This is a genomic window from Kribbella sp. NPDC004138 (assembly GCF_053603655.1).
On record NZ_JBSGFZ010000005.1, the window covers coordinates 1 to 16,446 of the forward strand.

Below are 16,446 nucleotides of genomic sequence, written 5' to 3' on the forward strand. Positions count from 1 at the left end.
GCGAACTGCCCGCGCGCGGTGCGGCCGACGCCCTCGACCGGTACCTACACGTGCCCGGGCTGGATCAGTCCCGCCGGGCCGAGGCCGGCGCGTTGCTGACGGTCGCGCTCACCGGCGCGGCGCCGGACGACCCGGAGTCGGCCGCGCGCCTCAGCCGGATGACCAGGCCGCCGCACAACGTCGCGACCTCCACGGTCGTGTCCGCCTCGGCCGCGATCAACCGTGAGGCCGAACTACTCGGCGTCGGTACGTCGCCCGCACCGCGGCGCGGACGCCATCGCGCCCAGGTCGGCAGCCGGCATCGGAGCGCGGAGGGTCGGCGCGTCTGGACGGCGCAGATCCGCGGCACCGGTCTGTCGATCGGCAGCCGTCCGAGCACGCAGCCACCGCTCACCGAGACCCATGCGCTGGACGTGCTGGCCGGTATGGACCGGCAGTCCCTGTCCGGGGCCGTCACCGACCAGCCGGCCATCGACCACGGCACGAACCAGGCGATCCTGCAGACAAGCGCGTCCGGCGTACCGCACCGGCTCCGGATCGAGGTCGGCGACACCACGCTGGGCGCGATGGGCCAGGGCGTCATCCGCGCCGGTACCGAGGCGGACCCGAGTGTCCTGCGGATTCCGCCGGGACTCAGCGACGAGCAGGTCCGCTACGTCTACACCCACCAACTGACGCTGATGAGCCAGGAGATGGCCGCCGCGGAGGCCGGTGCGTCCCGCGGGGTCCTCGGCCGGCTGCGGTCGGTCTTCAGCCACGAGCGCCGCGACCGCCGGTTGCAGGCCGACGAGGCCGCCTTCCAGGGGCTGGTCCGGGACTGGCACGAGGCCCGCGCCGAGACGCTGGCGCACGGGCAGCCGAGCGGGCCGCGGAGCGTCGCCGACCTGCAACGCGACATCGAGGCACTCGGCCGGACGATCCGCCGGCACGGCGGCGCCGAGCCGGCGCTGCCCTGGAACTCGGGCGCGGTCCTCACCCCCGACGCGGTCACCGCCGGCCGGGCCGCCGCACGTGCCGAGGCCGCGACGAAGCCGGCGCGGAACACCCCCGCGCACCTGCGCGGCGAGGTCGTGACGCAGATCGAGACCCTCCGGGCCGCGGTCGCGGATCTCGACGAGAAGGCTGCGCACAAACGCGACACCTCGCGAACGGCGACCGACGAGGCCGCGCAGAAGGAGAAGGCCGCCACCGACGAGGCCAAGGCCCGCGACCGCGGGGCGCCGGAGCGCGCCCGGCAACTGCGGGTCGCGGCCAGGACCGCGCAGAACAAGGCCGGCCGGCACACCGAGATCGCCGGCGCGTACGAGCAGGCCGCCACCGACGCCCGCGCCGCCCTGGCGGGATACCAGACTTTGCTGACCGAGCTCGACGCGGACGGCCCGCAGGCCCGGATCGCCGACCTCGCTGCCGCCGCCAAGCAGCAGGTCGCGGTGTACGAGCAGAGCCTCGGCCAGGCGATGCCGGCCAAGGACCTGCTGCTGACCGGTGTCCCGGAAGGCGACCAGCTCAGGCTGCCGATCGACGACATCAACCGAGTGCTGGCCAGGAACGGCATCGCCACCCAGGTGGCCGACCGCTCCCCGGAGCAGATGCCCGCGGCGGAGTACAAGCGGCTGATGTCCCGCGACGGGATGCTGCTGACCCTCCCCGACGGTCCGAAAACCCCGGGCGAAGAGCTGACCGAGGTGCGGGTCGTGCTGGTCGCCGACGACGTCACCGAACTCGACAAGATCGACTTCCGGATGGCCGAGCAGATGTCGGGCACGCTCGGCGAGGGCGGGATCGGCTTCGGCACCACGGACACCCATTCGTCGAACATCAACGTCGGCGTCAACTTCGGCCCGCTGCTGGCGATGGCCGCACCTGGTACACCGCTGCACGCCGCCGGGCAGCTCGTCTCGCCGCGCGTCGAGGTGTCCCGCGGCCGCTCGCTCGCCGAGAGCAGCGGCGCGACGGCGCACCACCAGGCCGGCTGGGTCGACGACAACCGCGGCGAGTCGATTCTGTACGAGTGGTCCGGGAAGTGGCAGGTCGAGGTACGCCGCTCCCCCGGCGAGCCCTGGTCCGCGGTCGAGACCATCGATGCCGGCCGCCAGCAGACCTGGGTGTCCAGCGCGTACACGGTGAAGCCGCCGGCGCAGACCGTCACGCTCGCCGAACTCGGCCACGGCAAGGACGTCACCGGCGAGTTCCCGCGGCTCGCGGTCACCAGCATCGACGGCCTGCAGGACGTCACCGACCGCCTGTTCCGCAGGACCCAGCAGCAGTACGGCGACCTGGACCGGGTCTCGTACGACCACATCGCCGGCCTGATGGTCAACGACTCGGAGCGCCTGCTGCGCGAGATGAGTCAGCCGGGCGGCCTCACCCGGCGGATCCCTGCCCGCGGCGAGACGGAGTACGAACTCACCTGGGAGGTCGAACCGGTCTGGAGCAACGCGGAACTCGTCGGCGAGGCCAGCTCCGAGATGTGGCAGGAAGAGGTCCTCGTCGACTTCGCCGGGGTCAACGCGAGCCAGACGTACACCGCGTCGGTGACCGGCACCGGCTCGGTCGGGTTCCCGGGCACACCCTCCAAGGTGAGCCCGGTGGCCGCGGCGAGTGCGCTGAGCAACGTGTTCGGCACGCCAGTAGCCGTGGGGCCGAGTGTTTCGGCCGGACGCAACGTGTCCCGGTCCGGCGGCCAGTCCGTCAGCATGACCACCATCACCCCGGCCGTGCACCGCAACCAGGGTCCGACCCAGGGCATGCGGCTCGGTCTGAACGTCCGCGCGACGTTGCGCAAGGTCGGCGATGCGAAGGCCGAGCCGATCGTCGAGACCGGCGAGGCCAAGGCGCTGGTACGGGTCGCGGAGAACGACCTGCTGCGCGTCGGCGGTCGCGCGGACCGGAACGCCGTTCAGTGGGAGGACGACGGCAAGACGCCCAAGCTGGATGCGAAGGGGCGGGTCCTGCTCCGGGGAGACGCCGAGCCGTCGACGACGCCGCCGAAGATGCCGCCGTGGCACGGCCGCGGCGAGAACCAGATGCGCGGTGTCGGCAAGGCGCTTCCGCAGAAACTCCAGGGCGCCGAGCAGACGCAGCACCAGGCGTTGACGCAGCTGGCCGAGATGGGCCTGGTCGCGCGGCCGGGTGAGCCGGCCAGCGCGCAACAGATCGCCAACTACAAGCGGATCAGGGACACGATCAGCGCGCCGCGGATCGAGGCCGGGATCAACCAGGCCTGTCAGGGCGGCCTGATCGTGATGCTCGAGGACGACGGCTTCGCGGGTACGCCGCGCTGGCGGCCGTTCCGGCTGTCCGTCACGCAGGAGACCGACCCCGCGACCGATCAGTTCCCGGTCGAGAGCGCCGGTACGAGCACGAACGAGAACGTCGTGCTGCTCGGCATCAGTTCGCGGGCCACCGGGCGGACGTCGAACCGGTCCCGCGGGGTGCCGCTGTCCGCCGGGGCGGGCGCCTCCGACGGTCCGGACGAGGGCCACCGCGGGTGGGCCGGACGGCTCGGGATCAAGCTCAGCCGGAACGCGATCGGCCGCAGCTTCAGCTGGACCGCCGGACGGCGCGTCAACCGCGTCACGCTGAGCGAGAGCACCGAGCCGCTCGACCGGATCAAGCAGAACGTCCGGATCACGTTCGCGGAGATCACCGACCGGGGTGACGCGAAGCCGATCGCCGACGTCCAGGGCAGCATGGAGGTCGCGTACGACAGCTCGATGACGCGGGCCGACACCCCCGTGTACGAGCAGGACCCGAAGCCGCCGCACCACCTGGCGGTCGAGCAGGCGATCCCGGTCGCCGTCGACGCCGGGAACGCGGCCGACGAACTGGTCAAGGCGATCCCGGCGATCAGGTCCGACTCGACGGCGCTGCCGGCGCTGCACGAGGCCCTCGCGCCGACGAGCCTGGTCGCGAACCGCGAGTGGATGAACGGCGAGTACCGGCTGCCGTTCGTAGTGGTCCGCGCACCGGGGAGCCCGGCGCACGCGTTCCAGGACGGGACGCTGCTGCCACAGGAGTACGAGGTCGTGATCCGGGGTGAGGCGGTCAGCCTCACGCACGTCGCGATGAGCCAGGAGAACACCCTGGACATCAACTTCACGATGACCGACGTCGGCTCCACGTCCGGCCGGTCCGCGGGCGGCGGGGTCAGCGGCGACGCACGGCTCGGTGTGACCCAGGCCAGTGGCGCCGCCACGTCCGGCGGTGTCTCGGCCGGTCGCACCGGCGGCCGCTCCGAGTCCGTCGCGACCAGCGAGACGTCCGGTGACGAGCGGCTGCTGGTCAACACGGGTACGCACCACGAGTTCATCGAGCGGCACAAGATGACCGCGGACATCGTCCACAACGGTCAGGTGATCCGGTCGATCGAACTGCCGGACGCGATCGCGCAGAAGGCGCTGGCCGAACGGCGCGCGCTGGAGCTGTACGGCGCCGGCAAGCTGGATCTGCCCCTGTGGGTGGCCGCCGACGCGGCCGAGCGGTATCTGAACGACAAGCTGCCGATCAGCCAGCGGGTCGCGAGCCGCTTCCTCAGCCGGTACGTGAAGGAGAAGGAGGGCGCCACCACCGGCCTCGCCGCCGACCACACGACCGAGCAGCTGACCGCGAAGCTCCGCAAGCACGGAAAGGTCCGGGCTTCGCGCGCCTCGACCGAGTCCCGACGCTTCGAATCGACGACGCAGCGGGTCGAGGCGCAGGCGGATCGCCGCCGGGTGATGCACGCGTCCGAGGCGTATGACGACAGCCTCGGCGCGGCCCAGATCGAGTCGATCACCGTCGAGGGCACCGATCAGCGGGTCGACCTGCGCGCGCTGGTGGGTCCGCAGGTGGACGAGCTGGCCCCCGGCCTGCGGGACGCCAGCCGCGTGCTCCAGGGCGCGCTGAACGTCGACCTAGGCCCGGACAGCTACCAGGGCCACCTCGACGACATGCTCGGTGCGGACGGGTTCGAGGTACCGATCGAGGTGCCGATCCAGGGGCAGGAACGCCCGGACGTGCTGTTCGTCAAAGTCTGGGCCCGGTACGAGGGCGAACTCACCGTCGACGGCGTACCGGTCGACAAGGACGGCACTCCCCTGCTCCCGAAGGAGGACGTCTGGGGCATCGGGCAGAACTACGACTACAAGCAGCTCGACCGATCGGCGAGCCGTACCGTCACGGTCTCGGGCGGTATCGACGGCAAGACCCCCGGCGCTCTCGGGGACGGATCCGTCGGCGTCTCGACCGACCTGACCTCGACGGAGACGCAGGGCAGCGGCGAGCAGAACACCACGATCGACCGGCTGGGCAACGAACTGGACAAGGCACACCGGACGATCGTGTTCGAGACCGAGGTCGTCCGAGTTCGCAACGCCGGCGCGGCCGCGATGGCCAGCGCCCGCTGGAAGCTGGGCCGGATCGACCCGGACGAAGTCACCACCGTGTCGGCGCGGCGCGAGGTGCGGGCCGACATGGTGCTGTGGGTGCCACGCGACCAGCTGCTGGACGGCCCGCGTCCGCAGGCCGCGCAGGAGTTGGAGGAGGTTGCTGAACACCGCCCGTCCCGGCTGCCGGAGGGCGCGATGGTGATCCGCGCCGCGCTGCACGCCCGGAACGGCACCCGGCGCAACGAGCTGGCCGAGAACCTGACCGAGTACCTCGCGCGTCCCGACGTACTCGGCAAGCGCGGAACGCGCGAGTACCGGCACCTGATCCGGTCGAACCTCAAGCCGACCGCGCTGAAGGCCAAGGCCGGCCGCTTGCTCGGCGACGGGATCTCGCTGCCGCCGATGGCGAAGCCGGGCAACGGGCGGACGATGGTCAGTGTCGGGATCGACGCGACCCCGGCGGGCTGGGAGTTCGTCGGCCTCGCCGACGGTCAGAGCGGCCGCGTGTGGCGCCGTCAGGACAAGACCTTCGCGTCCACCAGCAGCAACCGCCTGGCCCCGGCCACCGGATCCGCCGGCGTCGACGGAGGACTCGTCTCGGTCAGTGGCTCGGTCGGCGAACAGCTCCGGGAGCAGTCCTCGGACCAGGACGGCACCCGCAAGGAGGAGAGCAGGTTCACCGCGGGCACGATGGTCGTCGTCCGGATCCCGCTGGTGTACGACGCCACGGTGCGGACGACCACCGACAACGGCCGCGGCGAACCCGTCGTCCGGGACTCCACCCACCTGCCGGACCTGGCCCGGGGCGAGATGTTCGTCGAGATGCGCTGGCACCAGTACCTGGAGGGACTCCGGCAGATGGAGGCCGGCGCGTCGCTCGACTCCGTCCTGGCGAACGCGCGGCTGGAGGCGCGGCCCGCGGACCTCGGGCGCCCGGACATCACCGCGACCGAGTACGGGCAGGGCAAGGACGGTGCGGTCTTCCAGCCGTACCGCCCGCTGCTGAACGCCCTCGACCGGGCCAGGTCCGAGCGCAAGCCCGTCGTACTGCTGGTCCAGCAGGCCGACGGCAGCGAGCGGAAGTACCAGGCCTTGCCGAACGGAACCATGGTCGGCGACCGCGACGGCGGGTTCGCGTCCGCGTTCGCCACCCTGAATCCGAAGCTGGCGCTGATGGCCGAGGGCCGGGTCGACCTGCGCGAGCTGTACAACACGTCCGGACCGGACGGCAGCTTCAGCGCGAAGGTGTCCGGCGAACTGGAGAAGGCAGGTGTACCGCGGGACGTGCTGAAGGCGCTCGACTACACGACGGCGGCGCGCGCGCTGCCGCCGGGCACCGGGCAGGGAGCGCGCACCACGGTCGGTTCGGGCTGGACGATCGCGACTCCCGGCCCGGTGCAGGGCATCACCGGGCCGTGACGGCGATGATGGGAACCCGACTACTTCTCGAGCGAAAGGGGCTTCATGGCCTTCGCGGTGGCACGCACCTGGGACGAGGCACAGCTGTACCTGGAGCTGCATCCGTGCCCGGACTGCGGGTCGGTCGAGGCGCCCTGGGAGCAGGCGCTGGTCCAGATCGACGGTGAGCCGGCGTCCAGCTACCTGGCGGTCTGCCCGGGGTGCTCGGCCGAGCGCGAGTACCTCTTCGGTCTGCCCGCGCAGGAGACCGCGGTGCAGGGGTGGCCGACGTTCGGTGGTCCGGAACCCTCCGAGATCATCGACGCGGGCCAGTGGCTGGACGTCGCCGACACCGCCGCGGCCGCCGTCCCCACAGATCCCGCCGAGGCCGGTAGGGTGCTGGCCGTCGCGCGGGCCGCGGTCGTCGAGGTGATCAAGTTCGTCCCGGCCGGCGCGGACGCCGTACCGGACGACGAGTTCTGGACACCGGAAGGACAGGCGGTCCGGGACGCCGATCCCGGGCGGTTCCGGCTGGACAGGTTGCTGGTGACTCGGGACGCGTACGGCGAATTGGCCACTCAGATCAGCGAAACAGGAGCGAGATAACCGATGCTGACCGCGAGGACCCTGATGGAGGCCGACATCTACGTGGCCCTGACCCGCGCGCAGGCCGCGCCGGAGCTCGGTGTGGAGCTGACGCCGGCGCCCGGTTTCGAGCCCGGCGTCAACACGACCGAGGGCCCGGACGCCTGGATCTACGCGTCGCCGGTCGGCGAGATCACGATCCCGTACGCCTCGGAGAAGTCGGCGACGCTGAGCGGCGCGCACTGGGGACTGGGTCGGTCGCGGCTGATCGACGCGGCGGAGTGGACGGCGGTCGGGCGACTGTACTGGGAACGCGGGGTCGAGGCGGACCTGGCCTACAACGGCGAGCCCGGGAAGGAGCGGTACTTCGTCGAGCTGAGCTTCGAGCTGGCCGCGGAGGCGATCGCGGAGGCGATCAAGTTCCTGCCCGAGGGCGGCGACGAGGTGCCGGACTCGGAGATCTGGACGACGTACGGCGCCGATCTCAAGGCGGACGACCCGTTCGTGGTGACGCGCGCGCGGCTCGAGGACGACCTGGAGACGTATCGCGGGACACTGTCGGACTTCCGGGCGTTGTACAGCGATTCCTGATGTGACAAACCCCACCGGCAATTGTTAACCACTGTGGTGGGATTTATGGCGCGAACGTGAACAGCTGGTTGTTAATCTCCCCGTCCGGTGATCTGAACGGGGAGATTGGCGTTGACGACTGCTGCCAGCACGCAGGACAGCCCGCGGGACCGCGCGCGCCAGGCGCTCGGGCTCGCGATCGGTGTGGTCGCGCCGGATGCTTTGGCGCTCCGCGACGGCACGCTGCGGCTGCGGCACTCCCACGAACGGCTGGCCCGCAAGGCCCTGCGCCGGCTGGAACGCCGGCTCGAGCGTCGTGCCGCCGCGGTCTCCGACGACCGGCTGGTCGCCGAGGCGGTGGCGTTCGTCGGCGCCGAACTCGACCGCAGCCGAGGCGGGGCGCCGGCTGACGGCGCAACCGCGGCGCTGGACACCTTGCTGGACCTCCCGGCCCTCCCCGAGCCCCAGCAGCTCGAGGCCCGGGCCCTCCTGCAGCACGTCCTCGACGGCAACCCCCTCGAAACGGACTCGGACCTCCACCGCCTGACCAGCACCAGAGCCCGCCAGTCGAACTCGGACCGTCCTTTCGCCGCAGACCTGGTCGCCAACACCCAAGCCCTGACACGTGACTTCCAGCGCCTGACAGCACAGCCGCCGGCGTCGACTCTCAGGTCCCCAGGCGGCACCCGCCGCGCCGTCGGTGGGCGGCCGAACGGCCGAAGCGCCTCCTCCGATGGTGCGGAGCGGGTGGCGGTGGGTGGGTTCTTCGGTGGGATCCGGCGGTTCCTCGGCGGAATTCGGGCGGAAGCTCGGGCTGTGCGGGACGAGCGGGATCGGCGGGTGGAAGGGCAGTACGAGGAGTTTCGCCGGCTGGGGGTGGAGTGGCGGGAGACCCGGGACGGGTTGGGGACCCGGCCGCTGGCTGAGGTCGAGGCCGAGCTGCAGACGCTGTCCGGTGCGATTCGGCAGGGTGGGCATCCGGCGCCGAGTGTTCCGTGGGCCGGCGTGCAGGTCGTCGTACCGGAGGTGCCGCAGACGCCGGTGACCACGCCGGAGGAGCGCTTGCAGGCGTGGGTACGCCGACAGGTCGCCGAGCTCGAGTCCGCGGCGACGGATCACGATCTCCGCGCCGACGTCCGAACCGCCAGCGCGACCGCCGCCCGCGAACAGGCCGCCGAACTGTTCGAGGCCGCCGACACCGAGGCCGCGATGCGGGACTCGTCCGCCGGCGAACGCGCCCGCCGTCTCCGAGTCCGCGCCGAGGCGCGCCTCCGCGTCGCCGACCGCCACACCCAGATCGCCACCGCCTGCACCACCGCAGCCGACCAGGCCAGGACCGCCGCAGAAGCCGGCCGCGCCCTGGCAACAGGAGGCGACACCGCCGTACGAGAGGTTCAGGCGTACGAACGCGCAACGGCGGCCACCCTCCCGGCCAAGGACGTTCAGCACAACGGACTGCCGTCAGGCCGGCTGCCGTACCTGAGCAAGCTGTGCGGCGAACTCAACGACGCCCTGGGCGAGCCCGGGCTGTTCACAACGGACATCTTGCATCGAACCTTGCGCGGTGAAAGCCGACGAATCCTGTCGCCGGACGGTTTCGTGCTGACGATCGACAACGACCCGCGGGCCGGCGTCGGCAAGGTCCGGCAGGTCCACCTGCACCTTGATGCCGGCGAGCTTCACGAAGTACTGGACAGCCCACTAGCGATCGACGAGGCGCAGGTCGGGCAGGTGGTCCAGGGCGGGTTCAGCGTCGCCACCGCGGCCGCTCAGAACTCCGGCGCGTCCGCCAACGCCAGCCTGGGGTTCATGACCCAGGCGCTGCCGGACGGCAGCAAGCTGCGAGCGGCCGCAACGTTCGTCTCCCCCGGTGCCGAGCTGAGCCAGGGCCGTGGCCGCACGGTCAGCGGCGGCGCGACCGACTTCGCGCAGACCGGCGCGATCGAGGCGCTCCGCGGCGAGTTCCTCCGGTACCGCGCGGATCGCCCCCGCTGGATCTGGCGGATCCGTGAGTCCGCGACCGCCGACTGGTCGGAACCCAACCTCGTCGACACCGGCGCCGGTCGCGACGCGACCACGCTCGACCTCGGCTTCATCCACACCTACACCGTCCCGCCGCCGACCGAGACCACCAGCCTGGAAGCACTCGGCTCGAGCGCGGAACGCCGTACTGCGATGCCCGAGCACATGGCCACCCGCGTCGACGGTCTCAACGACCTGTGCGACACGACGACGGCCGAACTCCAGCAGCGCCTCGGTTCCCTCGATCGCGTCGGTCACGACCGCGTCCGCAGCCTGATCGCCGAGGACGGGATGATCCGGCTCGACGAGACCACCCGCCCCGGCGGCGTCTGGCGGCTGATCACGAGCGGCGGCCGGCCGGTCGCGTGGGCCCAGCTGGAAACAACCGTCGAGCTCGACTCCGCCGAGCTGACCAGCGACAGCTCACCGGACCACAAGCTGGAGGTCTGGCGCGTCGGCAACACCGGCGCGTCCGGCAGCCAGACGTTCAGCTCGTCGCGCACCGTCGGCCTGAACGCGAGTACGGCGATCTCCGGCATCGGCTCGACGACCGCGGACCTCGGCCCCGGACTGCGCGCCGGCCGCAACACCAGCCAAGAGGAGACGGCGTCGACCGCCGACCTCGGCAGCCGGTGGAGCACCCAGCGGATCGCACCGACGGTCGGCGTGAAGGTGCGTCTGCGGCACAAGGTCACGGTCCACCGCCTCGATCGCACCGGGTCGTTCACTGTGAACGGCGAGGGCGACGCCTGCCTGCGGATGGCGGAGCGGGACGCGTTCCGCTACGGCCTCCCCGTCCCTGCCGCGGCCTTGGTACGGGACGAGAACGGCGCCGTACGACGTGGCGCGGACGACCGCCTGCTCCTGCGCGGGGACCCGCTGCCGACCGACGCTCCCCTGCGGCTCCCGACCTGGCTCGGCAACGAACCGGGCCAGCTGCGCGGCGCCGGACCGGCGATGATCCGCGACCTCACCGGCGGCGACCAGGCACTGCACGGCTTCCTCCAGCACCTGTCGCGGCAGGGCATGATCCCGCCGCTCGACGAGCACGGCCAACCGCTGCCCGAGGACCTCGCCGGCGCGGACCCCGCGGTCGTCGTGAGCCGCGCCGAGAACTGGGAACGCGCCTGTCAGCAGATCGCCAAACACCGGCTGGAAACCGGCTACGACCATGCCGCGCAGGACCGGCTGACCTTCCAGCTCACCGAGCACCGCACCGGTCACGCGCCGCGGGTCAGGTCCTACCAGATCTCCCTGCGGCAGCACTTCGAGCGCGCGACGCCGATCGGTGTCGCGGACAACGACATGGTTGTCAACGTCGACATCGGCGTCAGTACGTCGGGACGCACCGGCACTCGCGCGCGGAGCCTGCCGTGGTCGGCCAAGCTGGGTCTGAGCAATGCTCCGGCCGCCGGCCGAGCCGGCACCACACCCGAGGCAGGCGCCTCGGTGGGCCGGACGTCACAGGGCCGCTCGCTCACGTGGTCGTCCAGTCGAGGCGTGTACCGGATGACGGTGGCCGAGTCGAGCTCGCCGGTCGCCGTGTTCGACGTACCGCACACCATCACGGTCAGCGAGATCACGTCCGACGGTACGGCGGCACCCATCACGTCGGCCGAAGGCAGCGCCAAGGTCTGGCTGGACAGCGAGTTCTGCCGCGGACCCGAGCAGACCGCGGTCGCCGTCCGCGGCAAGGTCGAGCCCAACCTGTTGCAGACGGCAACCATCCACCATGTCGATGCGCGCGATCCGATCAGCCGGCTGACCGCCGCCGTACCGGCGCTCGGCCGTCCCGACAGCGCGGCGCTGCACCACCTCAACGCGTTCCTCGCCCCGCGGAACCTGATCTCCCGGCCGGAGCTGCTCAGCACCGAGTACCGCACCGGCCTGGCCGTCGGTTCGCTGCCGTCCGACCCGCTCGACGCGATCCGGCAACGCGGCCTGACCCCACGGCCGACCGCCCTGAGCATCAGCACCCGCGTCGAGAACCTCCGGTACGTCGGATCCGGGCAGCCGATCGTCGCCGAGCTGAACGTGACGCTGGCGACCACCGGCAGCACGACGGGCACGTCCGCCGCCACGACCGCCGGCATCAGCGGCGGCACCGGCGCGGTGTCCGCCGACGGCCAGTCGTACGGCGGCTCGCTCGGGCTGACCCGGACCACGAGCGTGTCGTCGACCGCGTCCGAGTCGGCCACCACCGGCGTCGAGCGGACGCTGATGCGGGACGGGCAGCACTACCAGTTCTGGGGCGATCTCGTCCTCGAGGCCCAGCTCCGATCGGGTGGCGCCGCGCCGCAGCAGATCGCGCTCGACCACGGCGCCGTACTGCTCACGCTCCCCGAGCGCGAGGCCCTCCTGTCGTACGGGCGTCGCGAACTGGACCTCCCGCTGCACCAGGTGTCCGACGCGGTGGAGCGAGTACTCAACGGCAACCTGGACCTCCCCCGCCGCACCACGACCGCGCTGCTGCGTCGCTACCGGATCGAGAAGCGTGGGGCGACCGACGACCTCGCCGTTGGCCACACCAACGAGGTCCTGTCGACCGCGGTCCGCAAGGCGGCCGGCCTGCCGCAGCGGCCCGATCAGCGCCTGGGTGCCGTACTGCGCAGCGCCGAGGAGCTCGCGAAGCTGCGGATCGCGGCGCAGCTCCCCCGCCACTACGACAAGACGATGGGCGCCGCGCAGGTCGAGCAGGCCTCCTTCCAGGACGGGAACGGCAACGACACCGACCCGTTCCGCGCGGTGACCGCAGCGGTCGCGGACCACTCCAGGATCGCGTTGGACGATCCCGTCCTGGTCAACGCGCTGCGCGGCGACCTGGCCGGTACGCGCTGGCGGAACCAGCTGGACGACATGCTCGACCCGCGCGGTTTCGTCCGCGAGCTCCCGTTCCGGGACGGCTCAGGCACCCGCAACCTCCGGGTCCGGATGCGGCTGCGGTTCGTCGGCGAGCCGACCACGGAGGTCGGCGGCACGCGGGGCCAGAGCGGCAACGGCTACGGCCTCGTCCAATTGTGGAGTCTCCGCGACCGCACCCGCAGCGTCACCGAGGGCACCTCGTACGGCGGTTCGCTCGACGGCTCGGCCGCCGACGGGATTCCGGCGACCGCGGGCGTCGGCGGCGAACTGAGCACGTCGACCACCGCGTCGAGCAGCGAGGCGAGCACGCGGATCAACACCGGCCTGGCGATCGAGACCGCGCGCGTCGAGCGGGACTTCCAGCTCGTCGTCGAGATCGAGGACTCGGCGGAGCCGGGCGGCAAGACCGCTTCCACCACGACTCGGGTCGCCGCCGGGCGGCTGGCTCTGGCCGTACCCGCGTCCGTACTCGATTCGGCTCCACCACAGCTCGGCCCGGACGACCACCGGCCCGTCGTCCTGCCCGAGCGCTACCTCCCCGAGGCCACGCTCCCGTACCTGACCGGCGACGCGGAGGACAACGCCCTGTTCGAGGCCGCCTATGCTCGCCTCGGCGAGTCGGACATGCTCACGCCCGAGGGCGTCCGGATGCACGCGACAACCCTGGAGTCGGAGCTCAGCGCCGCGAACCGGTTGGTCGAGTTCCAGTCGATGGCCGGCGAATCGGGGTACGAACTCGTACCGCTCGCCGTCCCCGGCGAGACCGCGCGAGTGGTCACCGTCCGGGTCCGCGCCGAGATCTCGGGCCTGGAACTGGTGTCGGATCCGGACGAGGACCTGACCGCCCAGCTCGGCGAGAACACCCGTGGGCACAAGGTCAGCCAGCTCACCGCACGCAGCAACCAGATGCTGCCCGGGTCCCGGACGATCGGCGGCAGTACGCCGGGCGGCGAGCTCAGTACGAGCCTCTCCAGCAGCGGCCGCGTCAGTCAGCAGGACACCGGCACCGTCGGCGCGCGGCACGAGACCGGGGTGTACGAGTCCGGGCAGGTCGTCACGGTGAAGGTGCGCACGGACTATCACCTGGATTTCGAGCGCCTCCGGCTCGGGCGGCGCAAGCGCCCGAAGGTGGAGCGCGCGGACACGCTACGGCGGGCCGCGTCGGGCGAGGCGTACCTGACGATGTACCGGTACGAGTACGACGCGATGCGGGATCGGATGGAGGCCGGTCAGCGAGCCGGTACCAAGCCCGCCCGGGTCCCGACCGTCCAGGTGACCGTGGACGCGGACGCGCAGCACCCGTACCAGCCGTTGGTCGACGCCCTCGACCAGGCCAGGCGCGACGACGTCAACGTACGGCTGGCGGTCCGGGAGGCGAACGGCCGCCGCACCGTCTACGTCGCGCATCCCGACGGCACCATGACCGGCCGCGGCGACAACGGCTTTGCGGCCGCGTTCGCGACCCTGCACCCGCGGCTGGCTCTGCTCGCCGAGGGCCGGGTCGACCTCAGGGCCCTGCACACACCGGATTCGCCGCGCCGCTTCACCAGCGCGGTCGTCGACGCCCTGCAACAGCACGGCATCCCGGCAGCAGCCCTCGCCGAAACGGACTCGCGCGTCAGCCGTACCCGGGTCTCGAACGCACCGATGCGCCGCAGTCACACCGCCAACCCCGCGACCGGAATGACCATCGAGTGAACGGCTACGACCCGCCGTACGCGATCGCGCGGACGACCACCGAGGTGTCGCTCTACCTCGACCTCACCGCGTGCGCCGGTTGCGGCTCCGATCAGGCGTCCTGGGAGCACGATGTCCACGACGGAGCCCTGCGGTACGTCGGTGCGTGCGCGGGCTGCGGCGCGGAGCGGGAGTACCTGTTCTCACCGCCGTACCAGGGCCTCGACGACAGCACGACCTTCGGCGGGCCGGAGCCGTCGGAGCTGGTCGACGCCGGACAGTGGCTCGCGGTGGCCGACCGGATTGCCGGTGAGGTGCCGGCCGACGACCGGTCCGAGGCGGCGCGCACCGTGATGGAGTACGCGCACCAGGCCGTGCGGGAGGTGCTGAAGTTCGTCCCGCCGGCCGCTGACGCCGTACCCGAGGAAGCGTTCTGGACCGACGCCGGGCGGGCCGAACGGGATCGCGAGCCCGGCCGTTTCCGGGTGGATCGCCTGCTCGCCGTACGGGACAGCTACTCCGCCTGATCCACGTCGATCCGGATCGCCAGCGCGTCCAGCCCGGCCTGCTCGAGAACCTTCTGCTTCGGATCCGGTACGCCGAGGAACGGCGGCCGCACCAGTGCGCCGAGTTCCTTCAGGCGAGGATCGTCGAGCACGGTGTCGACCGCCCGCCGGTCTCCGCCGCAGACGAGGACGTCGAGGCGCGCCGGGGCCAGGATCCGCACCGCGACCTCGGTCGCCGCCGCGAACGCCTCGCGCGCCTGGTTGTCCCGCCGGCGCGCGTACCGCTGCTGCGACCAGCCGCCCGCCTTGGTCGTCCCCTGCACGTGCCGCGACCCGACCTTCGAGTCGAGAAGCTTGCCGCCGGCAAACACACCCGCGCCGTAGCCGCCGCGCCGCACCAGCAGCACGCCGAGCCGCCGGTCGGTCAGGACATGCGCGACGAGCCCCTCGCGGGACAACACCGCGAGGGGCTCGAAGGGTACGGCGACGACGGCAGACGCACCGTCCTCCGCGGACAACGTGACACTCGACGGCGTCACGTCGTACCGCACCGCACCGTGGCGCTCACCGAAGCCGTCCAGCCACCTGTCCAGTCGGCCCGGCGCCACCGAGACGGTTTTCACACGTTGAAGCCGAGGGCGCGCAGCTGGTCGCGGCCGTCGTCGGTGATCTTCTCCGGGCCCCACGGCGGCATCCAGACCCAGTTGATCCGGAAGTCGTTGACGAGGCCGTCCAGCGCCATCCGGGTCTGGTCCTCGATCACGTCGGTCAACGGGCAGGCCGCCGACGTCAGCGTCATGTCGATGGTCGCCGTACTGGTGTCGTCGACGGTGATGCCGTAGATCAGGCCGAGGTCGACGACGTTGATCCCGAGCTCGGGGTCTACGACGTCCTTCAGCGCCTCGGTGACGTCCTCGACCTTGGCCGGTGTCGTCCCTGCCGGGGCGGCGGCCGCCTCGAGGTCGACCTCGGGCAGCTCGATCTTCTCGTCGGTCTGGTCAGGCATTGCTCACTCCTTGGTCGGCTGCGAGGGCCTGCGCGGTGGCGTCCCGCCACGCGGACCAGCCCAGCAGTGCACACTTCACCCGGGCCGGGAACTGCGCGACGCCCGCGAACGCCACACCGTCCTCCAGGACCTCTTCGTCGGGTTCGACATTCCCCCGGCCCTGCATCAGTTCGAGGAACTTCTCGTACGTCGCCATACCTTCCGACACGGGCTTGCCGATCACCAGGTCCGACATCACCGACGTCGCTGCCTGGCTGATCGAGCAGCCGACACTGTCATGGGTAACGGCCTTCACCGTGTCGCCGTCGAGCTCGACCCGGAGCGTGACCTCGTCCCCGCAGGACGGGTTCACGTGGTGCACCTCCACGTCGTACGGGTCCGCGAGGCCCGCGTGGTGCGGGGTCCGGTAGTGGTCCAGGATGATCTCCTGGTAGAGGCTGTCGAGCTGCAT

General features: G+C 71.6%; 8 protein-coding genes. 5 read left to right on the forward strand and 3 right to left on the reverse strand.

Going from position 1 to position 16,446, the window contains the following annotated elements; genetic code table 11:
• Positions 1 to 50 precede the first annotated feature (50 nt).
• The 5 genes from ACWEOO_RS07920 (at position 51) to ACWEOO_RS07940 (ending at position 15,010) form a co-directional block, all read left to right on the forward strand.
• Positions 51 to 6,788: a hypothetical protein gene (locus ACWEOO_RS07920; RefSeq protein WP_452142351.1), complete on the forward strand. Its 6,738-nt coding sequence runs from the start codon at positions 51 to 53 to the stop codon at positions 6,786 to 6,788.
• A 45-nt stretch (positions 6,789 to 6,833) separates the two neighbouring features.
• Positions 6,834 to 7,373: a hypothetical protein gene (locus ACWEOO_RS07925; RefSeq protein WP_452142352.1), complete on the forward strand. Its 540-nt coding sequence runs from the start codon at positions 6,834 to 6,836 to the stop codon at positions 7,371 to 7,373.
• Between the two features lie 3 nt (positions 7,374 to 7,376).
• Complete coding sequence (locus ACWEOO_RS07930) at positions 7,377 to 7,943, forward strand: hypothetical protein (RefSeq protein WP_452142353.1); 567 nt, start codon at positions 7,377 to 7,379, stop codon at positions 7,941 to 7,943.
• Between the two features lie 111 nt (positions 7,944 to 8,054).
• On the forward strand, positions 8,055 to 14,504 hold the full coding sequence (locus tag ACWEOO_RS07935) for a hypothetical protein (protein WP_452142354.1): 6,450 nt from the start codon (positions 8,055 to 8,057) through the stop codon (positions 14,502 to 14,504).
• Complete coding sequence (locus ACWEOO_RS07940; RefSeq protein ID WP_452142355.1) at positions 14,501 to 15,010, forward strand: hypothetical protein; 510 nt, start codon at positions 14,501 to 14,503, stop codon at positions 15,008 to 15,010. Before ACWEOO_RS07935 ends, ACWEOO_RS07940 begins: the two co-directional genes overlap by 4 nt.
• Here the strand turns inward: ACWEOO_RS07940 and ACWEOO_RS07945 are convergent.
• From ACWEOO_RS07945 to sufU, 3 genes are read right to left on the reverse strand one after another with little or no spacing between them, the layout of a single operon-like run.
• A complete protein-coding gene (locus ACWEOO_RS07945) occupies positions 14,998 to 15,612 on the reverse strand; it encodes an acVLRF1 family peptidyl-tRNA hydrolase (protein ID WP_452142356.1) in 615 nt (204 codons plus the stop codon). The two genes, ACWEOO_RS07940 and ACWEOO_RS07945, sit on opposite strands and share 13 nt — an antisense overlap.
• A complete protein-coding gene (locus ACWEOO_RS07950; RefSeq protein ID WP_359929254.1) occupies positions 15,609 to 15,995 on the reverse strand; it encodes a metal-sulfur cluster assembly factor in 387 nt (128 codons plus the stop codon). Before ACWEOO_RS07950 ends, ACWEOO_RS07945 begins: the two co-directional genes overlap by 4 nt.
• Positions 15,988 to 16,446, reverse strand: a complete 459-nt coding sequence (gene sufU, locus ACWEOO_RS07955) for a Fe-S cluster assembly sulfur transfer protein SufU (RefSeq protein ID WP_452142357.1) — start codon at positions 16,444 to 16,446, stop codon at positions 15,988 to 15,990. The genes ACWEOO_RS07950 and sufU overlap by 8 nt, the downstream gene beginning before the upstream one ends.